This is a genomic window from Chryseobacterium bernardetii, from assembly GCF_003815975.1.
In the GTDB taxonomy this organism is placed as follows: Bacteria; Bacteroidota; Bacteroidia; order Flavobacteriales; family Weeksellaceae; genus Chryseobacterium; species Chryseobacterium bernardetii.
Window position 1 is genome coordinate 2,923,895 of record NZ_CP033932.1, and the last position, 24,553, is coordinate 2,948,447.

The window sequence follows — 24,553 nt, forward strand, 5'->3', positions numbered from 1 at the left end:
GAATTTATAGAATATAAAACTGTAAAATATTTATTATATAGAAAATATAATTGCTATATTCGTAAATATTAAATTTTTACCAAAAAATTATCTATGGAACTTGATGATATTGATAAAAAACTGCTCTTTTTTTTGCAGGAAGACTGTAAACAAACCACCAAAGAACTATCCGGAAAGCTTGGGCTTTCGGTTACAGCTGTTTATGAGCGGATTAAAAAGCTGGAAAATGCCGGTGTAATTTCCAAATATGTAGCGTTATTAGACAGGAAAAAGGTGAAACGTGAGTTTATTGTTCTGTGCCATGTGAAATTAACACAGCATAAGAAAGAATTTGTCTTGCAGTTTGAAAAAGAGGTAATGAATCTTCAGGAAGTAACAGAATGTTTCCATGTTAGCGGAGATTACGATTATATCCTTAAAATAGGAGTAAAGGATATTGAGGACTATCGGAATTTTATGCTGACAAAGCTTACGACGCTTCAGCACATCGCAAGCACGCACAGCTCATTTATGATTTCTGAAGTTAAAAATACAACAGCAATTGCTCTTTAATGATATTGATGAATTTTACTGTTATTCATTACTGATTGCTCTTTGCCAACATTAGACCAGAACTCCGTTTTTAGAAGCGATCGGGTCCGGTAATTCTGTTTCTCCCATCATTTGAAGAAGATCAATTTCTATAGTTCTGCAGATAGAGAGCATAGGAACATCAAACATTAATCCTGCAAAAGGGTTTTCAGAGTAATCTCCCACCAGTTCCATAATAATATAAATCCACCCGATAATAATACAGAAAGGAATGGATGTCCAGATTCCCCAATCTCCTAATTTTGCAAATTCATTTACTAATCCAAGAGGGAGTAGGGTGATGAAAAGGATATTAAAGACAAATGCTGTACTGGCGAACTGTCTTGGAGATGGGAATTTTTTTATTCTTTCTGCCTGTCCCTGAAAACCGTAGAATTCATTCAGAGAAGCTTGTAGCTGTGTCTGATTAAAATCTGTGATGGCATTCATATTTTTTAAATCATTTATATCTTTAGCCTGTTGTGAAATCAGATAGGTAGCAAAGTTTTTATATTCATTTTTCAGTTCATATTCTTCTTCCGAAAGATATTTATGTAAGAAAATAGGAGCTCTTCCATAATCCGGAAAGCCTGCTTTAATCAATCTGTTTCTTCTGAGATTGATATTCCCGAATTTATTATTTTCACTGCTGATATGTTCCCATTCTGTAGGAATTAAAAGCTGCTCACGGAAAGTGTACAACCAGGCAATATGACGGTTGATAATCTTTTTTTTACGGTCTTCAAGATCAAAAACGCCTATTGCTTCGTTTTTGGTATCGAAGGCTTGTATCATGGATGCAAATGAACGGCTGGAGTTCACAATTCCACCCCATATTTTCCGGGCTTCCCAAAGTCGGTCATAAGCCTGGTTGTTTTTGAAACCTACCAAAAAGGCTTCTGCAGTACCAATAAGCGCTACCGGAACCCATGGAATAGTCATCCAATGCCAGTTGAAAAAATAGAACAGGATAGCAATCAGGGTACACCAGATAGAGATTAAGATAAGATGTATACCGGATAGATTGAGAACCTGTTTATAATTGACGTATTTGGTTGTGATCATAAAGATGAATGTGTTTTGCGTGTACAGACAAAATAAATACCAAACTTTTTAAAAGTTTAGGAGGGAATGTCTGTTATTAATTTAATTTTCAGTTTTTGCTTAGGATAATGTTCTCGGATTGAGTTTGTAATCCTAAATAAAAGTAATGAAAAAAATACATAAAAAAACCTCTAAATAATTTTAGAGGTTTCATTTTATACTAATTTAATATTGCAGCATTTCTTCGATCTTTCTGGAAAGTTTCTCTGCGTTGGGAAGCATTTCCTTTTCTAAAACCAGATTAATAGGAACTGCAGGTACATCCAATGCTCCCATGGTTTCCACCGGAGCATCTAAATATTTAAAGCAGTTTTTAGAGATTCTGTGTGCGAATGCTTCTGCAAAAGAGTTGTTAAGCTGCTCTTCCGTAAGAACGATGCATTTTCCGTGGGCTTTTACTCTTTCAAATACAAGCTCTTCATCCAGTGGAATTAAAGTTCTTAAGTCTATCACTTCAACTTTTCCATTAAAGTTTTTAGCGGCTTCTTTGGCCCAATAAATCCCCATTCCGTAGGTTACAACCAATAATGTTCTACCTTTTTCCGTTTCATTCTTATCTGCTTCTATGATAATTTTTCCTTTTCCGAACGGTAAAATATAATCCTCAGCAGGCTCAATGGTTTTAGCATCTTCAGTTCCCGGAACTTTACTCCAGTATAATCCTTTATGCTCTAACATTACCACTGGGTTCGGGTCGTAATAAGCTGCTTTTAATAATCCTTTAAAATCTGCCGCGTTGCTTGGATATGCTATTTTAATACCTTTAATGTTAGCAAGAATACTTTCAACGCTTCCACTGTGGTAAGGTCCGCCGCCGCCATAAGCTCCGATAGGGACACGGATAATATTGCTCACGGGGAATTTTCCGCCACTTAAATAGCTGGATTTTGATATTTCTGTAATTAATTGGTTAATTCCAGGATAGATATAATCCGCAAACTGAACCTCAACAATTGGTTTCAGCCCTACAGCACTCATTCCTGTTGTAGAACCGATAATATATGCTTCCTGAATTGCCGTGTTGAACACTCTTTTGCTTCCGAATTTTTTTCCAAGGGTTACTGTTTCACGGAAAACACCGCCGATTCTTTCTCCTACGTCCTGGCCATAAAGAAGAGCTTCAGGATGCTTCCACATTAATTCCTGAATAGCGTGGATAGCTGCGTCTACCATTACGATCTTTTCTCCGTTGGCAGGTTCACGGGTTCCTGTTTCTTCTGTAATCGGAGTAGGAGCAAATACATGCTGCATTACAGTCTCGGGCTTTGGATCTTCGGCATTTTTAGCTTTTTCAAAAGCTTCTTCGGCTTCAAGACGGGCTTTTTTTGTGATTTGCTTTAAAAGATCTTCGTCTGCACCTGTTTCAAGTAAATGCTTTCTAAGGATTTCTCCCGGATCTTTGGCTCTATGTTTTGTTAAATCTTCTTCATCTCTATAGAATTCTCTTCTTACTCCTGAAGTGTGATGCCCAATCAATACTGTTTTTGCACAAACAACCAAAGGTTTTCTCTCTGTTCTTACAAAATCTACAGCTTTTTTCATAGCTTCGAAACTTTCCACGAAATCAGTTCCGTCAACTCTCATTCTGCTTAATCCTGTAAATCCTGCTACAAAATCGTAAGCATCGCAGGTTCTTGCCTCTTCTTTAGTTACAGAAATTCCCCATTCATTATCCTGAACAAGAAAAATAATAGGAAGCTGGTGTAACGCAGCGAATTGTAATGCCTCACTTACTTCACCTTCTGTTACAGAGTTATCACCAAGGCTACAAATTACTACAGGATCGTTTTCAAACTGCTGAAGATTAAAATCCTGAATATATTTTATTCCCTGGGCAACACCTGTTGTGGGAATAGTCTGCATTCCCGTAGCAGAGCTCTGGTGAATGATCTTTGGTTTATTTTCATCTCTGCTTGAAGGGTGGGAGTAATAGGATCTGCCTCCGGAAAAGGGGTCATCAGCTTTAGCCAGTAATTGAAGCATCAATTGGTAAGGTTCGAATCCGATACCTAAAAGAATGCTTTCGTCTCTATAATAAGGGGAAACCCAGTCTTCCTTTTTCAGTTGGTATGCGGTTGCTAATTGGATGGCTTCGTGGCCTCTTGATGTACTATGAACATATTTACAGATGTTTCTGTTTTCTTCATAAATGTCAGCCATTGCTTTGGCAAGCATCATATGATTGTACGCTTTAAGTAAAATATCCTGAGAAACTTTTTCGTGAAGTGTATTTTCCATAGGAAGCAAATATATATAAAAAAAATAAAATACTAACAACTGTTAGTATTTTGCAAAAAAAATATGGATCCATTGATTATTCCTTAATGATTTTTTTAGAAATAATATCTTTTTCGGTTTTTACTTCAATGATGTGAACTTTTTGTATAAGTCGATAAATCAATTACTTTCGATGGTGTTGTTATACGTTTTTTTCAATACATCATAAATTGTAAAGGTAGATTTTCTATGGGCTTTCTTGATGTTTATTATGTCTTTTGTAACGGAAAATGTAATAGCTATGCTGTTTAAAATTCCCGCTTTAGGGTGTTGGGCTCCTAATACTTTATTATTACCTCGAAGAAGATCATTTTTGTGGAAAAATAAAAAGGATACTAACATTATTTGTCAGTATCCTCAATAAACTTATATTGTGTTAAGATTACTCCTTAATCACTTTTTTAGCTACTGTATCTTTTTCGGTTTTTACTTCAACGATATAAATTCCTTTTGGATGAGCAGATAAATTAATTGCTTCTTTTTCACTGTTGATACTTCCGCTTTGTAACTTCTTACCAGACATATCATAAATCGTGAATGTTGATTTTTTAGGTGCATTCAAGATATTTGTAACATCTTTAGTAATTGAAGGGACAACAGTAAGGCTGTTTAAGGCCTCTTTTGCACTTTCTTTAGTTCCTAATACTTCAGTATATCCTGTTACGATGATTGAATAGTTTTGTGGAGCTGTAGCACCTGTGTTATTTTTTAAAGTGCCTTTGTGCTTAACTTCAATCTTGTAGTTTTTACCTGCAATTGGAGCGTCTACTATAACCTGTTCAACATTGTCTACTGTATTGTCTCCTTTTTGAGCTACCATTGGGCTTGTAGCATTCAGTTTCCAAGGTAAATAAACCGTACCTGTTTCTACATCTGTTATTCTTAAATCTAGATCATTTACTAGCCTTGAATTTCTGTTGTTATAAGCAGTTGCCCATGTTGTCCCAGCTGTATTAAATGCAGGATCAATCCATGAAATAGTAACTTTTAGAGGAGTAGATCCCGAAGCTTTAACAGTTTTTGTATTAGTAGCTTCGTTATTTAAGGTTTCATTATTAAAGATAACAGAGTTGTTAGATTTTCCTACCAAAAGTTCAGCTCCTTTTTTAGCATCAATATATCCCCATCCGAAAAGTGGATCCGGACCTACGGTTCCTGCTTCAAGTGCAGAATGGATCATTAATGTTTTAGCAGCAGCAGCATTCATGTCTGCATTGTTAAACAATTGTTTGTAGATCTGCATCCATAGTCCAATTACTCCTGTAACAACTGGGGCAGAATACGAGGTACCACTACCATAATCGTATGTTGTACTTCCTATAGTATCTTCTGCAGTAGATGCAAGGAATACATTTGTTCCTGTAGTAGAGATGTCTGGTTTTATACCTCCGTCATCTCTTGGGCCTGCGCTACTGTAGCTGGAGTGTACCACGTCTGAAGCTGCATTATATTTGAAATTATTAGTAGTGATTACATCTGTAGCTCCTACTACAATAATATTTTTAGCAAGTGATCCTGGCCCTATACAATCAAAACCTTGTGCACAGTTTGTCTGTGGTAATGTATCTGTACTTGTGAATAGAACTGGAACATCATTATCATCAGTATAATATTTTGGAAGAGTTGAAGTGCCTGGATAATCAGGACCATCACCATAAGAATTACCTGCAGATTTTACAATTACATAGGTAGGATTGGCATAAACAATATTATCATAATTTTGATCTTCTCCTAAATAACTGCCTTGTAAATCCAGTGTTGTATTAGGGCTTACAAAAATACCACCCCAAACCCATGCAGGCGCTCCATTAACCTCATCATAATTCCATCCTACGCTAGCTCCATAAGAGTGGTTTGAGATTTTTGGTGCAGCTGTGATTATTTTTTGGAAAACTGAACTTGTCGTTGTATTTCCAGGTAAAATAGTGCTGGCAAATCTATAAGAATCAATAGTAGAATTAATTGCTATACCTTGAATGTTGCCAGATAAGCCACCACCACTAATATTAATACTTCTACTTCCGATAAATCCAGCAACTCCGGTGGAGTGTCCACTGTAATTGTTAGTTGCGGCTTCTTTATTGGTTATTCTATTGGCTGCATTATCAAAAGCCGGGTGAGCTGCGTATACTCTTCCACCATCAAAAACAGTAAATTTTATTCCTTCACCTTTAAAAGCACCGGCTAAACCAGTGACTCCTCCTGCAGTATTAAGGGCATCAGCATTGGCATTAGAAATTTGTCTTGTATCGTGGTCTTTGTAAAAATAAGGTTTACCACTTGGAGTAAATCCGGCAAGGTTAGCTTTTTCTTCTTCGATTTTTTTCTGAATGTCAGCAGATTTTGCAGTGCTTCCATACTTTTTGGCAACATAAGAATCAAACTTAGCGCTGTTCTCTTTGTTTTGTCTCTCAAACTCTCTTTTTAATCCTTCATTGTTTTGCGCACTTAGCATTGAAATAGCTAAAGTGCTGACCAAAAGTAAATGTTTCTTCATAATGATTAGTAAATATTAAAAATTGTAACAGGTCCAAATATAAGGCAAAATATTTATAGATTGCTATTTTGAATAAATAAAAATTATTTTTTTACATCTTTTAATTAATGTTTTATAGGGTTTTCAATAAAATATACTTGATTCGCTAATGTGGGTTTGTTTTAAGATTTTAAAATATCATAATGTGGATATTGGGACCTTAAAGAAGTAAATTGGAAAAAATGAAGTAACTTTACATTCTCTTTTTTATAAAAAGTTAGAAAATTATATGTATTTAATTTTTGACACAGAAACAACAGGATTACCAAAAAACTTCAATGCTCCGCTTTCGGATTCAGAAAACTGGCCAAGAATGGTTCAGATTGCATGGCAGGTGCATGATGATGATGGTAATTTAATTGAAAATCAGGATTATATAATAAAGCCTGAAGGATATGATATCCCCTTTAATGCCGCCAGAATCCACGGGATTACTACGAAAATTGCGAATGAAGAAGGTCGTGATCTGCAGGAGATTTTGGAAGAGTTTTCTAAGGTTCTTGAAAAGATAAGAGTTGTGTCCGGACACAATGTTGAATTTGATTACAACATTGTAGGTGCAGAATTTTATAGAAAAAATATAAAAGATAATCTTCAGGAGAAGCCCAGAGCAGACACAATGATTCTCGGGACCGATTTCTGCCAGCTGGGCGGAGGTCGTGGAGGCCGTTTTAAGCCTCCAAAACTGGAAGAACTTTATGAAAAGCTTTACGGGAGTAAGTTTGATGAAGCCCATAATGCTGCTGCCGACGTAAATGCTACAGCCAGAGCATTCTTCGAAATGGTAAGAATTGGTGTTGTTCCTGCTGAAACATTAAAGATTTCAGAGGATCAATTAGCCTATTTCAAAAGTCTTTATCCTGATCCGATAAAACCCTTCAATATTGTTATCAGAAGACAGGTTGCAGATTTTCATAATAAGAAGAAACAGCAGGATTTCGGGAGTATTGATGAAATTGATCTGGGTAAATATTTCAACTTTGATAATCATAGTGTTTTCTCAACGCTTACAGCTACTTCAAGTATTAATGATCTGATAAAAAAAGCTTCTGATGAGAACTTCCCGGCTGTTGGAATGGTAGATCTTGGGAATATGATGGGTGCTTTTAAATTTGTTTCCGCAGTGGAAGGTGCCAATGCAGACAGAGCTAAAAAGCATAAAGAATATTTAGCAAGAAGAGAGGAAGCAGAACAAAACGGAACGGAATTTAATGAAGAAGAACCGGTTTCTGAACCATTGATTCCTGTTGTTGGTTGTGAATTTTATATTTCCGACCGCTATGAACAGAAGCAGTTTACCAAAGACGATCCGGACAGGAGAACTCAGGTAGTGCTTCTGGCAAAAAACTTTAACGGATATAAAAACCTGGCAAAACTTTCAAGTATCGGTTTCTTAAAGGGGTTCTATTTTGGAGTTCCAAGGATTAGCAGGGAATTGATCGCTGAATATAAAGAAGGTATAATTGCTTTGACTTCCGGGATTCACGGAGATATTCCTGATGCGATCTTAAATACCGGTGAGCAAAAAGGGGAGGAGCTTTTCAAATGGTGGAGTGATACTTTTGGGGATGATTTCTATGTTCAGCTTCAAAACCATAAACTGCCTGAAGAGGAACACTTAAATGAAGTTCTGTTATATCTGGCAGATAAATATAACGTTAAAATTCTCGCTCAGAACGAAACTTTCTATACTAATAAAGATGATGCCAATATCCAGGATATTGTTAGCTGTATTAAAGATGGAGAAAAGCTTACAACCCCTATCGGAAAAGGATTTGGAAAAAGGAGAGGACTTGCTACAGGGGAGTATTATATAAAAAACTCGGATGAGCTAAAGGAAGCTTTTCTTGCTTATCCTGATGCCTTTGAAGCATATGAAGAGTTCTTTGCAAAGTTTAAGCCTTATACTTTAAAAAGAGATGTTCTCCTTCCGAAGTTTGATATTCCTGAAGAATTTATCCATCCTGAAGATGAATTAGATGGCGGGAAAAGAGGGGAAATGGCCTATCTTACCCATCTTACTTACGAAGGAGCCAAAAGGAGATATGTTGAGACAGGTATTACAGATGAAATAAAGGAACGTCTGGATTTTGAGTTGGAAGTAATTGCCAATACCGGATATCCGGGGTACTTCCTTATTGTTCAGGACTTTTGTAATGAAGCCCGTAATATGGGAGTCTGGGTAGGTCCGGGAAGAGGATCTGCTGCAGGATCTGCTGTGGCTTATTGTATTGGAATTACCAATGTTGATCCTATAAAATATGATCTCCTTTTTGAGAGATTCCTGAATCCTGAGAGGGTTTCGATGCCTGATATTGATATCGATTTTGATGATGAAGGTAGAGACCGGGTTATCAAGTGGGTAATTGAAAAATATGGCCAGAGCCAGGTGGCACAGATTATCACGTATTCCGTATTGGGAGGGAAATCTGCCATTAAAGATGCCGGAAGGGTACTGGATGTTCCTATTCCTGATACGAACAATATTGCTAAGCTTATTCCTTCTACACCGGGGATGAACATTGCAAAAGCATTAGCAAAATATGATAAATTAAAGCCGGAGGAACAAATGCTTGTTGATGAGATGAGGTATGTTCTGGAAAGTCCTGATGATTCCCGCCACGGAGTACTGGCAAGTGCTAAAAAGATGGAAGGATGTATCAGGAATACCGGAATCCATGCCTGTGGTGTTATCATTACACCGGAAGATGTGAGTAATCTTGTTCCGGTAACCATTGCCGCCAAAGATGCTGACATTCTGGTATCCCAGTTTGATAACTCAGTGGCAGAAAGTGCCGGACTTCTGAAAATGGACTTCCTGGGGCTTAGGACACTGACAATCATTAAAGATGCATTAAAACTTGTGAAGGCAAGGCATGGAGTAGATATTGATCCGGACCAGATCCCATTGGATGATGCTAAAACCTATCAGTTATTTAAAGAAGGTAGAACGGTTGGTATTTTCCAGTATGAAAGTCCCGGGATGCAAAAATACATGAGAGAGCTTAAGCCTACTGTTTTTGCCGATCTTATTGCCATGAACGCACTGTACCGTCCGGGTCCTATTAAATATATCCCGAACTTTATTAACAGAAAGCACGGTATTGAAGAAATTGTTTATGATTTACCGGAAACAGAAGAATATTTAAAGGAAACTTACGGGATTACCGTTTACCAGGAGCAGGTAATGCTTCTTTCCCAGAAACTGGCCAACTTTACAAAAGGTGAGGCTGATACCCTGAGAAAAGCAATGGGTAAGAAACAGATTGATGTTCTTAACAAAATGTATCCTAAATTCATTGAAGGTGGCAGAAAAAATAACCTTAATGAAGAAAGATTAGAGAAGATCTGGAATGACTGGAAAGCCTTTGCAGAATATGCCTTCAATAAATCGCACTCAACCTGTTATGCTTTTATTGCTTATCAGACAGCTTATTTAAAAGCTAATTATCCGGCAGAATATATGGCAAGTGTGATGAGTAATAACATTAACAATACGGATTCAATTACCATGTTCATGGAGGATTGTAAAAGTATGGGAGTGGATGTTTTGGGACCTGATGTGAATGAATCTCAATATAAATTCTCCGTAAACGAAAAAGGTCAGATCCGTTTTGGTTTAGGAGCAATCAAAGGAATCGGAGAAGGCCCAAGTGAGGCCATTACAAGAGAAAGGGAAAATGGAAGATTTAAAAATGTCTATGACTTTTTTGAGAGAATACTACCGTCCCAGATGAATAAGAGAGTTGCGGAAAGTTTAGTGGTTGCGGGTGCTTTTGATGAACTTGATACCTTCCACAGAGGTCAGTATTTTGATATTGATATGGCTGGAAAAACTAATCTTGAGCGATTGATTAGATACGGACAAAGCTTCCAGGAAAGTAAAAACGAAATGGAGTATTCTCTGTTTGCTGATTTTGCAGATGAGGTTCAGATTGAGCAGCCAAAACTAGCTCCTTGCCCCGAATGGCCCAATATGCATAAGTTGAATAAGGAAAAGGAAACCATTGGATTCTATCTTTCTGCACATCCATTAGATGAGTTTAAATATCAGTTCCAGTTTATGCAGGGAAGGCTTTCCAAGAAATCAGTTCTGGAAAAAGAGGAGGAGGTAAAGGTGACCACTGATGAAGCTCCTGTTCTGGAGCAGGATTCAGTAGATGAAACTACTGACCTTACTGAGATTATTTCTGATGAATTATCTGTTGGAGACGAAGAAATTATTGAAGAAACAACCAAAAAAGCTGAACCCAAAGGAAACTTCTTATTCTTAAACCTTGATGAGGTGGATGCTTACAAAGAACAGGCTTTTGCCAATAAGCAGGATGAGCTGTTTGAAGAAAAAAAGAAAGATTGGAAAACCCTTCAGAAAGAGAGAGAGAACGGAGGCGGTGGAAAAGAATATACCGTAGCAGGTCTCATCACAGAATATAGGGTTCAGGATGGTTTCAGAAGCGGTGAAAAAGTAGCTTTTGTGACGTTGGAAGACTATTCCGGTTCCTATTCTTTCAGATTGGGAGACAGAGATTACATGAGATTGAAGGAGAAGCTTGAAGTGCAGAGGTTTGTTATCTTTAAAATCAAATTTGCCCAGGTAAAAGACGGAAGAGTATTTGTGAATGTAAATGATGTGATTGAGCTTCAGGAAGCATTTGAAAGATTTGCCAAGAGTATTTCATTAGTGATGGACGTGATGGATGTGAGACGTGAGGATCTGGATTTTTTCAGGAATGTATTAGATAGGAATAAAGGAAATCAGAAACTGAAGTTCTTTATCAAAAATATTGATGATGATTCTCATATTGAAGTTCAGTCTATGAAACATTCTGTAGATCTGAACGGAGATTTTATCAAAGAAATACAATTACTGAATAAATATGAATTCTATCTGAACTAAAAAATAGAATATTTGGATTTGAAAAGTGGCTTTTTGGCCACTTTTTTTGTTTAGGGAAGCTAAATAATTGATATTAATTAATTTAAATGAAAAAATATTATTTTATGTTAAGTTTGAATTTTTTTACAGGTAGGGTTTTATTTATTTAAATTTAATTAATTGTAAATCAGTGTGTTAAAATGTATATTTTAATTTGATGATTAATTGCTAAAATTAAATTATTGTTTAATTTTTCTTAAAAAAACACGGTTTTAATAATTCACTGATTAATGTTTTTTAATATTTTATGATATTTATCTAAATATTTTTTACTTTTACCGCCCTAACTTTTATTATTACTAATTTATGAAAAGAATTCTACTGATGTGTATGACGGCTCTTAGTATAGGAGCGTCAGCGCAAATTATCGTTAATGAAGGATTCGAGGGCATGACTTCTTTGCCTGCGGGATGGACCTCATCTGCATTGCCTTCAACTGCCACACAGTCACCTACAATTTCAATGTGGTCAGGTGGGACGGCCTGCGCAGGGTCTAATATGGTTTACAGAAACCTTTATAACAGTGTAACTTCTCAAAGCCTGATTTACTCTTCTACTACTTCAAATGGCCTGGCTTTGAATTATTCATTCCAATACGCGGCCAAAGGCTTTTCAACAACAGGAGCTATTAAAGGAAACTTTACGGCAGAATATTCTATAGATGGTGGAGCTAACTGGAATACATTGGTGGCTCCAGTTAATCTTGACAGTCCAAATTCTTCTCCGATTCCTTGTACAACTCTTTCCGGGACTATTCCGGCAGGGGCTATTCCTGTAGGGGCGGATTTTAAATTCAGGATTGTTTCAAACTACAGCTCGCCTTCCGATTTTTATATAGGATTTGATGAAATTAAGCTGCTACAGCCTGCAACAACACTTCCCGGATGTGCTACATTAACAGTGCCTGCAACAGGAGCAACTGCTGTATCCAGAACTCCAACGCTTAAATGGAATGCCGCATCTTCCGCTTCCGAATATCTGTTGAGTATAGGAACAACCCCTGGAGGTACAGACATAATGAATAATGTAAATGTGGGAGGTGCTCTCAGTTATACTGTTCCGGCAGCAAGTGCACTTAATTATTCAAAAACTTACTATGCTAAAGTAACTCCAACCAATAATATTGGAAATAATACGACATGTGAGGAAAGTTCTTTCACTACTCTGAACATTGGTTGCCCGTCGGTAAGTGCACCGAGTTCAGCAGCAGTTGGAGTTTCGGTTCTTCCTACCATTAGTTGGTCTTCAATTTCTGGTGCTACAGGATATAGAATATCCATGGGGACTACCGCGGGCGGAACAGATATCTTGAACAATGTAGATGTAGGAAATGTGACGAGTTATGCTCTTACAACACAATTGTTGTTCAATACAAAATATTATTATACCGTTAATTCTTACAGTCCTACTTCTGTAAGTTCAGGTTGTACGGAGAGGAATTTTACTACGGCACTTCTTTGTCCATCAGTAAGTGCTCCAAGTTCATCAGCAACTGGAGTATCAGTGCTTCCTACTATCAGCTGGACAGCAATAACCGGAGCTACAGGATATAGAATTACTATGGGAACTACCGCTGGCGGAAGTGATATTATGAATAATGTGGATGTTGGAAATGTTGCTACTTATACACTTACAACACCTTTAGCATTTAATACCAAATATTATTATAAGGTAATAGCTTATTCAGGAAGTACAGAGGGAACAACCTGTACTGAAAGGAATTTTACAACAGCTGCTTTATGCCCGTCTGTTTCAGCGCCAAGTTCATCAGCAACCGGAGTTTCAATATTGCCTACCATTACATGGGGAGCAATAACCGGAGTTACCGGATATAGAATTACTATGGGTACTACTGCTGGTGGAAATGATATTATGGATAATGTGGATGTAGGAAATGTAACAACTTATACATTAACTACACCTTTGTCATTTGCTACTAAGTACTATTATAAAGTGATTGCCTATTCGGGAAGTACAGTAGGAACAGCCTGTACAGAAAGAAATTTTACAACAAGTACTTTATGTCCTTCAATTTCATCACCGAGTTCAGGCGCAACTGGAGTATCTCTAGCCCCTACTATTACATGGGGAGCAATTACAGGAGTTACCGGATATAGAATATCCATGGGAACTACTTCAGGAGGAACTGATATCTTAAATAATGTTGATGTGGGGAATGTTACTTCATATACTGTTTCTACTCCTTTAGCATTTACAACGAAATATTATTATACAGTAACAGCGTATAGCGGAGCACTTACAGGAACTAGTTGTACTGTAAATAACTTTACTACTCAAGGAGTATGTCCGGTTGTAACATATCCTGCAGCTGCTGCAACACTTCAGTCGGTAACACCTACAATAAAATGGAATGCAATGCCGACAGCTGCTTATTATACCCTAACTATTGGGACAACGGCTGGCGGATCTGATATTATGAATAATGTTAATATTGGAAATGTTACTTCATATACCGTTGCAACTCCATTAACATTAGGAACTAAATATTATTATAAAGTAAATACCGATACCTCAACAGCTTGTACTGAAAGGACACTTACAGTGAATTCAAACCCGGCACCAGCTAATGATAACTGTTCAGGAGCATTGGTTGCAACATCTTTTCCATATACCTATTCGCAGACTGATGGAGCAGGTTCTACCAATGGAACCGGTTTTATTACAGCATGTTCTTCTGGAAGTAATGATGGAATGTGGTTTAAATTTACCGGAAACGGTAGCGAGATTACTGTAGCTGCTAAGAATACTACAAGTTGGGATCATAAAGTTTCTGTATACACTGGAAGCTGTGGTGCTCTTACCTGTGTAGGAACTAAAGATTCAGAACTTTCAAGTGTTGGTAGTATTGAAACACTTACCTTTAATTCTGTTGCGGGTGCTGTATATTATGTAAATGTTGCATATTATTCTTCATCAGAAGACCTAACAGAAGGAAATTTTGACCTGAGTATTACAAGCAGCACATTATCTACATCTGAAATAGTTGCTGAGAAAATAAAAGAAATCAAAGTGTATCCTAATCCATTTACTGATATCCTGAACATTTCTGAAATTTCCAAAGTACAGTCTGTTTCTGTTGTAGATCTTGCGGGAAGAGTGGTAAAAACTATTGGAAAGCCATCTTCTGAGCTTCATTTGGCAGACCTGAAACAAGGCATGTATTTAATTGTATTACATATGAAGGACGGATCAAGACAAGTGGTTAAGTCAATTAAGAAATAAAATCAATTAATATAATAATTTAAAGCAGTGACTTAATAGTTACTGCTTTTTTTTAATTTTTTTTTAATATTGTATTAAAATTATTATTAATTTGGTAAGTAGATTAACACCTTAAAAAATTGTATATGAAGAAAATCTTACTCTTGTGTTTACTGATGGTAAACATGCTTATAAGTGCCCAAATTACTTTAGGCCAGGGAAGTACTGTTGTTGGGAAAGTTCCGGTCGACAGCTATTGGGAATATTCTTATTCTCAACAAATATTTACAAAACAGGAAATCAATGCTAATGCAGCAGGAAACATTACAGGTCTCAAATTTTATCTTGATCCTGCCGGAATTATAACGAACTCATCAGACTGGGTAGTGTATTTAGGGCATACTTCTAAAACTGAATTTACCTCTGATACAGATTGGGTTCCTGTTTCAGACCTTACAGAAGTATATGCCGGTACAGTTAGTAATGTAAACGGAATGGTAGAACTCACTTTTGCTACTCCTTTTCCTTATAATAATACACAGAACCTGGTGATTGCAGTAGATGAAAATAATCCGGCTTATGATGATGAACGTGTATTTTATGTACATCATCTTAATAATGTACCTAAAAACTCTATTGGGATTATAGGCTTTTCAGATATCGATCCTTCAGATCCTGGCTATGGCAGTTTATTTGATTACAGATCTGTTGTCAGTTTTATGGGATTAACAGCTAATGCATTACCAGCCTGTACTTCTGTAATGTCGCCGGCAAATAATGCTGTTATGGTACCATTAACTTCTGATATTAGCTGGTATCCGTCACCCGGAGCTACAAGCTATAAAATATCTATAGGAACCACCCCGGGCGGTTCTAATATCGTGAATCAGCAAACAGTAACTACTACGAGTTTTACACCATCATCTCCTCTTTCTTTAGATACCACTTATTATGTAAAAGTTACAGCAGTGGGAGCAGGAGGAGAATCTTCAGGATGTGCCGAAACAAAATTTACAACAACACTCTCTTCTCCTTTGAATGATGAATGCGCTACAGCAGTTACTTTAACAGTAAATCCGGATATGAACTGTGCAAGTAAAACATTTGGGCATACCTTTGGAGCTACTGATTCCAGTTTGCCGGTAGATCCTTGCTATGGGGAAGCTGATGATGATGTATGGTACAAATTCACTGCAACTTCAGCATCTCATATAGTTTCATTGAGTAATATGGTTTCTATAGGTTCTGAAGATAGTTATTCTCTTCAGTTTCAGGTTTTAAGTGGCGATTGCAGTACCCTGGCAAATGTTGTATGCTCAGATTATGATGAACTTAAGGTGGTTTCTGGCCTTACGGTGGGGGCAACCTATTATATAAGAGTATATACAGACGGAGGAGCAGGTGAGGCTCAAAGCTTTGATATTTGTATAGGAACACTTCCTCCAACACCAGTAAATGATGACTGCTCAGGGGCATTAACTGCTTCAACATTCCCTTATACATATACACAATCTGATGCTGCAGGAGCTACTAATAATAGCGGTTTTGTTGAAATCTGCTCCAATAGTATGAATGATGGTACCTGGTTTAAATTTACGGGAGATGGTACTATGCATCATATTAAAGTTTCAATGCCGGCAGGAAGTGATTTTGATCCGCAGATAGGAGTATTTAGTGGTGCTTGTGATAGTCTTGCATGTGAAAGTACTATTGACAGTAATAGCGCAGGCAACGCAGAAGAAATTTCTGTACCAACTGTTGCAGGAACTACCTACTATGTAAATGTAGGGCATTATAGTGGCTATACGGATTACTTAGAAGGAACATTCACCATTACTATTAATAAAGGAACTCTTGCGACTTCAGAAGTCTCTAAAGCTAAGAATGAAATTAGAGTATATCCGAACCCATTTGCTGATATACTGAATATTGCAAAAGCAGATCAGGTGAAATCAGTCTCTGTTATGGATATTTCAGGCAGATTAGTGAAGACTATTGAAAACCCTTCCTCAATCCTTCATTTAAACGAATTGAAGCAAGGTCTGTATGTAGTGATTTTGAATATGAAAGATGGAAGCAAACAGACCGTAAAAGCAATTAAGAAATAATTAATCAATCTATGAACAGAAAAGACGAACCTGACGGTTCGTCTTTTTTATTAATGGTTGATTTTACAGTGTTAAATATAACTCAACTCTATATATTCAAAAAAGATGAGCGAAATTTTCACCCATCTTTTTATTTTAATGATCTATCACTTATTCCTCATTATTTGTCCGGTACTGGCTGTATGTCTCCCGTATTCATCATGTCGAAAACAGTTGGGAAGAATGTTACAAGAATAAAATAAATAACAATCATCAGCACTACTAATGCAAAAAGAATAATTACTAAACTATTCGGCTTGTTTTTCTTTGTTGGTTCCATGATTTTGTGGTATTTGGTGAATAGATTAAACTAATATCCACTATCAAGCTAATTTCTTGCCACACTGTTTGCAGTACCTTGCATCATCATCAATATCTTCATTACCACAACGGTCACATACCTTTTCCAGATTTTGCCTTTTGTTTCTCATTTCAGCCGTTACAATTCCTGTAGGAACGGCAATAATGGAGTAACCGGCAAGCATCAGTACAACAGCAAAAAATTTTCCCATCGGGGTAATAGGGGATACATCACCATAGCCCACGGTAGTTACCGTTACTACAGCCCAGTAAATAGATTGCGGAATGGTTTCAAAACCCTGCCGTCCACCTTCCACCATGAACATAAGAGAACCTACAATCACTGAGAATATGATCAGGAATAAAAGGAATATATAAATCTTTCTGGAGCTGTTTTTTAAGGCCCTTACAATAAGATAGCCATCATTCATAAAATCCAGTAAATTAAAGATCCTGAAGATTCGCAACATTCTGAGCATTCTGAAGATCAGAAAATATTTGGTTATCGGAAAGAAAAAACTAAGATAAAACGGAACCAGTGCCAGAAAATCTATGATCCCGAAGAAGCTGAAGATATAATGCTTTTTATTTTTTACTACAGCAATCCGCATAGAATATTCCGCTGTAAAGAAAATAGAAATAACCCATTCAAGAACCAGGAATGTGTAATGAAACCTTTTGTCAAGCTTAGGTACACTTTCCATCATTATAATGGCTGTACTCACAAGAATTAAAGAGAGTAAAGTGATATCGAACAGTTTTCCGAGCCTGGTATCGGAGCGGTAAATAATTCGGTAAAGATATCTTTTCCATAAATTGTCCTCAGGAACAAGGTTGTGTTCTCTTTCCATTTTAATGGTTTTATTTCACGGTGAAGTTAATAATTTCTGTCAAGTAGCGGGTAAAGATAGGATTGTTAAAAGAAACATACAAATGTTAATGAATTTTCTTTCATTAAAAAGTGAATTATATGTATTTAAAATACTGTTTTTCAATTGTTTGTATTTAATAAAATACGAATAAAATATGACATATAAAAATTTATTTTTTAACATATTTTTGGTTTTAGTTTGTAATTTTATTTTACAAAACCTACGATCATGATAAGAATATTAACTTCGTTAATGCCAATGTTCATATATGGTTTTGTATGTGGACAGGTTGGTATTAATACTACCACTCCAAATGGAGGAGCAGTATTGGATATTGTTTCTAATCAGAAAGGTATTCTCATTCCCCGGCTTACAGATACAGACAGGGATACATATTTGGCTGATAATATTGCATCAACAGTGCCCCCTGCAGGCGTTGTGAATGCTAACCTCGTTGCAGGAACTCTAATTTTTAATAAGACAACCAATAATTTCCAGTATTGGGATGGTACCCTCTGGAGACAGCTTTTTGTTCCCACATCTTCCCAGGCTGGTAATGACGGTGTCGTTAAGGTGAATTCTGGAAACGCAAATGTAAAACCTACGCTTAACTTAGTAGCATCAGGAAATGGATATGGAACAAGACAACAGGTAGTGTATACCACCCCGTTGGTCTTTGCATCCAGTCCTACTACAAGCTGGCCGGAAACTACAGTTCCGTTTCCCGGTGTTACTTCAAATATCTATATCGCTGCTACCAATAAGTGGAGAGAAAATGAAATCTATGGCCAGGTTCATGTCTGGAGGCTGATTGCTAATATTATGCCCAATTCCAATTCTTTAGGATCTGTAAAAGCAACATTCAAAAACCCTGATTCAGGATTTGAAGTTAACTCTATTCAGCTTGTACCAAGTGGCTCTAATGGAATAGGTAATCTTCTTACCTTTTATTTCTATACCATTGCTGACCCTGCAAGTCTTGATCCCGGACGAGGGTATCAGCTCTTTATGGAGTCAGATATAAACTGTGACGTGCAGATAGAATCCTTTACGAGAGTATCCATGTTTAAAGATTAAATTATATTACTCTTTTATGCTAAAGCCGGTCTTTATCTGCCGGCTTTTTTGTTGGGTAGAATTTTTCTGAATCTTTCTAAAATTAATATCTTCGCTGTAATTGTAAAATATAGACAAATGAAGCTAAGAACTGTAATTTCAAAGATAGAAGAGGAAATAAGTATCAGACAGGCAGAAGATTTTGATAACGTTGGGCTTTTGTGTGGAGTTCCCGATCGTGATGTGTCCGGAATTCTCGTTTGCCATGATGCATTGGAAAATGTGGTGGATGAAGCTATAAAGAAAAACTGCAACCTGATCGTATGTTTTCATCCTATTATTTTTTCGGGGCTGAAATCTTTAACCGGGAAAAATTATGTAGAAAGAGCTGTTTTAAAAGCTATTGAAAATAAAATTGCCATTTATGCCATTCATACGGCTTTTGATAATGATTTCTTTGGAGTAAATCATGGTATTTGCCGTCAGCTGGGATTAAAGAATATGAAAATTCTTCAGCCTAAAGAAAATAACCTCAAGCAACTGACTGTTTTTGTCCCTAAAGATTATTCGGAAAAGGTAAAAGAAGCAATGTTCTCTGCCGGAGCCGGAAGTATAGGATTTTATGACGAATGCAGTTTTACTGTTAACGGAAAGGGTACATTCAGACCTGTTGAAGGTTCAAATCCGTTTTCCGGACAACAGAACATCAGGGAAAATGCCGATGAGGATATGATTTCCGTTATTTTTGAAGGATTTAAACAGGGCCAGATCGTAAGCGCAATGAAAACGGCACATCCATATGAAGAAGTTGCTCATCAGATATACAGTCTCGATAATAAAAATCATCATGTTGGTTTGGGAATGTATGGTGAACTGGAAGAAGAAATGGATGAAAAAGATTTCTTAAGATTTGTAAAAGAGAAATTCGGTCTAGAAGTCATTAAACATTCCGCTTTTAATAACAAAAAAATTAAAAGAGTAGGGGTACTGGGTGGTTCCGGAGCCAGTGGAATACGTTCTGCAGTTTCCAAAAAATGTGATGCTTACCTTACCGGAGATCTGAAATACCATGACTATTTTTTAGCCGAGTCCAAAATGCTGATCTGTGATATAGGGCATTATGAATCAGAACAATTTGTAACTCAACAATTATTTGAAATTTTATCACAAAAATTTAGTACATTTGCAATTTCAAAATCTATTGAAAAAACAAACCCAGTAAATTATTTCATTTAAATATGGCAAAAACCAACGATATTTCAGTTGAAGAAAAATTAAGAGCTTTATACGATTTACAGATCATTGATTCAAGATTGGATGAAATCCGAAATACTAGAGGAGAATTGCCAATTGAAGTTGAAGATCTTGAAATTGAAATTGAAGGTCTTGAAAAGAGAGCTGAAAAATTTCATGCAGACATCAAAGATCAGGAAGATCAGATCAAAACAAAGCATGAAGTGATTAACCATGCAAAAACTTTAATTGAGAAATACAAATCTCAGCAGGATAATGTAAGAAACAATAAAGAGTTTGAAGCATTAGGAAAAGAAATGGAATTCCAGGATCTGGAAATTCAGCTTGCTGAAAAAAGAATTAAAGAATTCGGAGCTAAAATTGCTCACAAAAACGAAACTTTAAGCGAGTTGAATGCAAAGATCAACGATTTGAAAAACCACCTGAAATTCAAGAAAGAAGAGTTAGAAGGTCTTATTTCTGAAACTCAAAAAGAAGAAGAATACTTATTAGAGCAGTCTAAAGAATTCGCAGGTAAGATTGATGAAAGATTATTAGCTTCTTATAACAGAATCAGAACAAACTCAATCAATGGTCTTGCTGTAGTAGGATTAGAGAGAGGAGCTCCAAAAGGATCTTTCTTCACTATTCCACCACAAAAGCAAATGGAAATTGCCCAGAGAAAGAAAATCATTATTGATGAGCATTCCGGGAAAATTCTTGTTGACGATGAGTTGGTAATGGAAGAAAACGAAAAAATGAAATCTGTAATTAAATTCTAATTATTGATTTTCAACAATACAAAAAGCTGTTTCATTTTGAGGCAGCTTTTTTTATGTAAACACGAATACCACTTATCTACGGCAATTGAAAAGATTACATTAGAAAAATTTGCGTAATCTGAAATCCGTGAGGGTAAAATTTAATAGAAACAGGTTTCTGTTAAGCCATCTATCCATGATGATTAAAACACACAAAAAAGCCGCTTTATTGGAGCGGCTTTTATTTTTCTAATTCTGATGATCATACATTTTATTATAGAGGGCAATAAATTTTTCTTTTATCGCTTTTCTCTTCAGTTTCAGTGTGGGAGTCAGAAGTCCGGATTCAATGCTCCAAACTTCGGGAGTCAGCTCAATCTTTTTAATTTTCTCCCAGTTTCCAAGGTGTTCATTAATTCCATTAATCTCTTTTTCAATTCTCTGCTTCAGTTCCTGACTTTTAGCAATTTCTTCAGGAGTAGAGCCAATGTTGAGGTTATTTCTCATCGCCCAGCTTTTTGCGAACTCAAAATCAGGCTGTACCAGAGCACATGGCATTTTCTCACCATCACCTACTACCATGATCTGCTCAATGAATTTTGAAGCTTTAGCTAAGTTTTCAATGGTTTGAGGTGCAATATATTTTCCACCGGATGTTTTGAACATTTCTTTTTTACGGTCAGTAATCTGTAGGAAACCATCGCTGTCAATGTGCCCGATATCTCCTGTCTTAAAGAAACCGTCTTCAGTAAATGCTTCTTTGGTCATTTCTTCATTCTGGAAATAACCTTTAAACACTGAAGGTCCTTTTACTGTAATTTCACCGTCTTCCTGAATCTTTACCTGTAAGTTATCCAAAGGAATTCCAACAGTTCCCACTTTCATTTTTTCAAAGCTGTTTACAGAAATTACAGGTGAGGTTTCTGTTAAGCCATATCCCTCTAAAATAGGGACTCCCGCGTTCTGGAACATTAAGTTCAGTCTTGTAGACAAGGCTGCAGATCCGGAAACCAAAGTGATGATTTCGCCACCCAGCCCTTCTCTCCATTTTGAGAATACCAGCTTGTCGGCTATCAGTTCCTGAATGCCCGATGGTTTGGAGACAGACTTCTTTTTAGTAATTAAATTTAAAGCCCAGAAGAATATTTTTGATTTTAAACCTCCGGCAGAAGAACCGGTATTGTAGATCTTATCATATACTTTTTCTACCAGTCTGGGTACTACTGTCATGTAATGAGGTTTCACTTCTTTTACATTTTCACCCATTTTTTCAATACTTTCAGCGAAGTAAATAGAAAAACCGTTGTATTGATAAAGATAGAATAGCATTCTTTCAAAAATGTGACAGATAGGAAGGAAGCTTAACGCTCTTGTTTCCTTATAATCAAGGCTCTTTTTCTTGGGAATCCTTGGGATAGATCCCAGGACATTGGAAACTATATTATTATGGGTAAGCATTACTCCTTTAGGTCTTCCTGTAGTTCCTGAAGTGTAAATAATGGTAGCTAAATCTTCCGTATTAATAGCATTGGAAAGATCTTCCACTTCAATTTGGGTAGATTCATCCTCGCCAAGATCAAGAATTTCACTCCAGTTGGCAGCACCGCTTATTTTATCAAAAGTAAAGATTCCCTGTAAAGTTGGAATGTTGTGCTTTACCTTCATTACCTTATTGAGTAACTCTTTATCTGAAACAAAACAATATTGTATTTCTGCATTATTGAAGATAAATTCATAATCTTCCGGAGAAATACTTGGATAAACCGGTACCGAAACAACACCAATCTGGGAAAGCCCGAAATCCATTATTGCCCACTCTGTACGGGAATTGGTGGTAATCAAAGCGATCTTATCACCCGGTTTTATACCTAACTTCAGTAACCCTCTGGATATCTTATTTCCTTCATTAATAAACTCCTGTGTAGAAGTTTTTTTCCATTCACCATGATATTTCGTTGCAAACATATCCGTTTTAGGATATTTTTCTAAAGCGTAGTGCGGAATATCGAATAATCTCTTGATCGTCATGATTTTTTAAATAATTTATAAAGAAATCTAAATATAAGCATTTTTTTTAATTGTATACATCTGAAACAGATAATTGGAGATAAGTTGAATGTGTACCATAACAGTTTTTGTTGAAAACGGCTCTGGAAGCCATATAAGCGGATTATCACAATCCTGCCACACCAGAAATATTCATTCTTTATTAACAGATTTTGCCGGGAACTCCAATAATCATTTTACAGGCTGTAATATCGTAAAATATAGCTTGCCGGACTCTGCGTCCCGAACCTCTCACATCTCCCTTTCTGTCAGCCTTTTTCCTGCTTTTAATTTATTTTTTCAGATTTGCTTAAAAAGTGTAAATTTACGGCTATCTAATTATTTTTTTTATGGACTTTAATTTATCGGAAGAACAGCTGATGATTCAGCAGGCGGCAAGAGACTTTGCACAGAATGAACTATTACCTGGAGTTATTGAAAGAGACCGCGACCAGAAATTCCCTGTAGAGCAGGTGAAAAAAATGGGAGAAATGGGGCTTTTGGGAATGATGGTGGATCCTAAATACGGTGGTGCAGGTATGGACAGCGTTTCTTATGTGCTGGCAATGGAAGAAATTGCAAAAGTAGACGCTTCTGCAGCGGTTGTAATGTCTGTAAACAATTCATTGGTTTGTGCAGGTCTTGAAAAATTTGCTTCCGAAGAGCAAAAAGTAAAATATCTTACTCCATTGGCAAGCGGACAGGTTATTGGAGCATTCGCTTTATCTGAGCCGGAAGCAGGTTCTGATGCAACGTCTCAGAAAACTACTGCTGAAGACAAAGGAGATTACTATCTTTTAAATGGTATTAAAAACTGGATTACTAACGGTGGAACTGCTACTTACTATATCGTAATTGCACAGACTGATCCTGAGAAAAAACATAAAGGAATCAATGCTTTCATTGTAGAAAGAGGTTGGGAAGGTTTTGAAATCGGACCAAAAGAAGATAAACTGGGAATCAGAGGAAGTGATACACACTCTTTGATCTTCAACAATGTAAAAGTGCCGAAAGAAAACAGAATTGGTGCAGATGGTTTTGGTTTCAATTTTGCAATGGCTGTACTGAACGGTGGTAGAATTGGTATCGCTTCTCAGGCATTAGGTATTGCTTCTGGAGCTTACGAATTGGCTTTGAAATATGCTAAAACAAGAAAAGCATTCAAAACTGAGATCATCAACCACCAGGCTATCGCATTCAAATTAGCTGATATGGCAACTCAGATCACTGCGGCAAGAATGTTATGTTTCAAAGCAGCTTGTGAGAAAGATGCCGGAAAAGATATCTCTGAAAGCGGAGCTATGGCAAAACTATACTCTTCTCAGGTAGCAATGGATACTACTATTGAAGCAGTACAGATCCATGGTGGATACGGATATGTGAAAGAATACCACGTAGAAAGACTAATGAGAGATGCGAAAATCACTCAGATCTACGAAGGAACGTCTGAAATTCAGAAAATCGTGATCTCAAGAAGTATCGCAAAATAAAAA

At 36.7% G+C, this 24,553-nt stretch carries 14 protein-coding genes; 8 read left to right on the forward strand and 6 right to left on the reverse strand.

The window, feature by feature from the left end; all coding sequences use genetic code 11:
* Positions 1-93: 93 nt before the first annotated feature.
* The gene (locus EG339_RS13475) at positions 94-552 is read left to right on the forward strand and encodes an Lrp/AsnC family transcriptional regulator (RefSeq protein WP_123870505.1); all 459 of its coding nucleotides are present in this window, start codon (positions 94-96) and stop codon (positions 550-552) included.
* Between the two features lie 51 nt (positions 553-603).
* Here the strand turns inward: EG339_RS13475 and EG339_RS13480 are convergent, their stop codons facing one another.
* The 3 genes from EG339_RS13480 to EG339_RS13490 all read right to left on the reverse strand — a co-directional run bounded on the left by EG339_RS13480 (position 604) and on the right by EG339_RS13490 (position 6,448).
* The gene (locus tag EG339_RS13480) at positions 604-1,635 is read right to left on the reverse strand and encodes a bestrophin family protein (RefSeq protein WP_123870506.1); all 1,032 of its coding nucleotides are present in this window, start codon (positions 1,633-1,635) and stop codon (positions 604-606) included.
* Positions 1,636-1,839: 204 nt separating this feature from the next.
* Positions 1,840-3,912, reverse strand: coding sequence for an alpha-ketoacid dehydrogenase subunit alpha/beta (locus EG339_RS13485; RefSeq protein WP_123870507.1), 2,073 nt, complete (start codon positions 3,910-3,912; stop codon positions 1,840-1,842).
* Between the two features lie 421 nt (positions 3,913-4,333).
* Positions 4,334-6,448: a S8 family peptidase gene (locus EG339_RS13490; protein WP_123870508.1), complete on the reverse strand. Its 2,115-nt coding sequence runs from the start codon at positions 6,446-6,448 to the stop codon at positions 4,334-4,336.
* A 268-nt stretch (positions 6,449-6,716) separates the two neighbouring features.
* Here EG339_RS13490 and dnaE point away from each other — a divergent pair, with 268 nt between their 5' ends.
* From dnaE to EG339_RS13505, 3 genes are all read left to right on the forward strand, one after another.
* Complete coding sequence (dnaE, locus tag EG339_RS13495) at positions 6,717-11,384, forward strand: DNA polymerase III subunit alpha (RefSeq protein ID WP_123870509.1); 4,668 nt, start codon at positions 6,717-6,719, stop codon at positions 11,382-11,384.
* A 345-nt stretch (positions 11,385-11,729) separates the two neighbouring features.
* The gene (locus tag EG339_RS13500; protein ID WP_123870510.1) at positions 11,730-14,666 is read left to right on the forward strand and encodes a T9SS type A sorting domain-containing protein; all 2,937 of its coding nucleotides are present in this window, start codon (positions 11,730-11,732) and stop codon (positions 14,664-14,666) included.
* A 125-nt stretch (positions 14,667-14,791) separates the two neighbouring features.
* Entirely contained in the window at positions 14,792-16,753 is a 1,962-nt protein-coding gene (locus tag EG339_RS13505) for a T9SS type A sorting domain-containing protein (RefSeq protein ID WP_123870511.1), read from the forward strand.
* A gap of 160 nt (positions 16,754-16,913) precedes the next feature.
* On the opposite strand, the gene EG339_RS24305 is transcribed toward EG339_RS13505, so the two are convergent.
* Both EG339_RS24305 and EG339_RS13510 read right to left on the reverse strand, forming a co-directional pair.
* The gene (locus EG339_RS24305) at positions 16,914-17,072 is read right to left on the reverse strand and encodes a hypothetical protein (RefSeq protein ID WP_164466442.1); all 159 of its coding nucleotides are present in this window, start codon (positions 17,070-17,072) and stop codon (positions 16,914-16,916) included.
* Between the two features lie 43 nt (positions 17,073-17,115).
* Complete coding sequence (locus tag EG339_RS13510) at positions 17,116-17,943, reverse strand: ion transporter (protein WP_123870512.1); 828 nt, start codon at positions 17,941-17,943, stop codon at positions 17,116-17,118.
* A 249-nt stretch (positions 17,944-18,192) separates the two neighbouring features.
* Here EG339_RS13510 and EG339_RS13515 point away from each other — a divergent pair, with 249 nt between their 5' ends.
* The 3 genes from EG339_RS13515 (at position 18,193) to EG339_RS13525 (ending at position 21,035) form a co-directional block, all read left to right on the forward strand.
* Positions 18,193-19,041: a hypothetical protein gene (locus EG339_RS13515; RefSeq protein WP_228458925.1), complete on the forward strand. Its 849-nt coding sequence runs from the start codon at positions 18,193-18,195 to the stop codon at positions 19,039-19,041.
* Positions 19,042-19,158: 117 nt separating this feature from the next.
* Complete coding sequence (locus tag EG339_RS13520; RefSeq protein ID WP_123870513.1) at positions 19,159-20,256, forward strand: Nif3-like dinuclear metal center hexameric protein; 1,098 nt, start codon at positions 19,159-19,161, stop codon at positions 20,254-20,256.
* Positions 20,257-20,258: 2 nt separating this feature from the next.
* Complete coding sequence (locus EG339_RS13525) at positions 20,259-21,035, forward strand: zinc ribbon domain-containing protein (protein ID WP_066693517.1); 777 nt, start codon at positions 20,259-20,261, stop codon at positions 21,033-21,035.
* A gap of 228 nt (positions 21,036-21,263) precedes the next feature.
* Here EG339_RS13525 and EG339_RS13530 read toward each other — a convergent pair whose 3' ends face one another.
* Positions 21,264-23,042 carry an AMP-dependent synthetase/ligase gene (locus tag EG339_RS13530; RefSeq protein WP_123870514.1) on the reverse strand — a complete coding sequence of 593 codons (1,779 nt, stop codon included), beginning with the start codon at positions 23,040-23,042 and terminating at the stop codon, positions 21,264-21,266.
* A gap of 368 nt (positions 23,043-23,410) precedes the next feature.
* On the opposite strand from EG339_RS13530, the gene EG339_RS13535 reads away from it, so the two are divergent.
* The gene (locus EG339_RS13535; protein WP_123870515.1) at positions 23,411-24,550 is read left to right on the forward strand and encodes an acyl-CoA dehydrogenase; all 1,140 of its coding nucleotides are present in this window, start codon (positions 23,411-23,413) and stop codon (positions 24,548-24,550) included.
* Positions 24,551-24,553 lie beyond the last annotated feature (3 nt).

Bases quoted from the DNA above. Each gene is read 5' to 3' on its own strand.
- EG339_RS13525 (WP_066693517.1), top strand. From the start codon at position 20,259: ATGGCAAAAACCAACGATATTTCAGTTGAAGAAAAATTAAGAGCTTTA.
- EG339_RS13485 (WP_123870507.1), bottom strand. From the start codon at position 3,912: ATGGAAAATACACTTCACGAAAAAGTTTCTCAGGATATTTTACTTAAA.
- EG339_RS13535 (WP_123870515.1), top strand. From the start codon at position 23,411: ATGGACTTTAATTTATCGGAAGAACAGCTGATGATTCAGCAGGCGGCA.
- dnaE (WP_123870509.1), top strand. From the start codon at position 6,717: ATGTATTTAATTTTTGACACAGAAACAACAGGATTACCAAAAAACTTC.
- EG339_RS13510 (WP_123870512.1), bottom strand. From the start codon at position 17,943: ATGGAAAGAGAACACAACCTTGTTCCTGAGGACAATTTATGGAAAAGA.
- EG339_RS13500 (WP_123870510.1), top strand. From the start codon at position 11,730: ATGAAAAGAATTCTACTGATGTGTATGACGGCTCTTAGTATAGGAGCG.
- EG339_RS13505 (WP_123870511.1), top strand. From the start codon at position 14,792: ATGAAGAAAATCTTACTCTTGTGTTTACTGATGGTAAACATGCTTATA.
- EG339_RS13520 (WP_123870513.1), top strand. From the start codon at position 19,159: ATGAAGCTAAGAACTGTAATTTCAAAGATAGAAGAGGAAATAAGTATC.
- EG339_RS13515 (WP_228458925.1), top strand. From the start codon at position 18,193: ATGATAAGAATATTAACTTCGTTAATGCCAATGTTCATATATGGTTTT.
- EG339_RS13475 (WP_123870505.1), top strand. From the start codon at position 94: ATGGAACTTGATGATATTGATAAAAAACTGCTCTTTTTTTTGCAGGAA.
- EG339_RS13480 (WP_123870506.1), bottom strand. From the start codon at position 1,635: ATGATCACAACCAAATACGTCAATTATAAACAGGTTCTCAATCTATCC.
- EG339_RS24305 (WP_164466442.1), bottom strand. From the start codon at position 17,072: ATGGAACCAACAAAGAAAAACAAGCCGAATAGTTTAGTAATTATTCTT.
- EG339_RS13490 (WP_123870508.1), bottom strand. From the start codon at position 6,448: ATGAAGAAACATTTACTTTTGGTCAGCACTTTAGCTATTTCAATGCTA.
- EG339_RS13530 (WP_123870514.1), bottom strand. From the start codon at position 23,042: ATGACGATCAAGAGATTATTCGATATTCCGCACTACGCTTTAGAAAAA.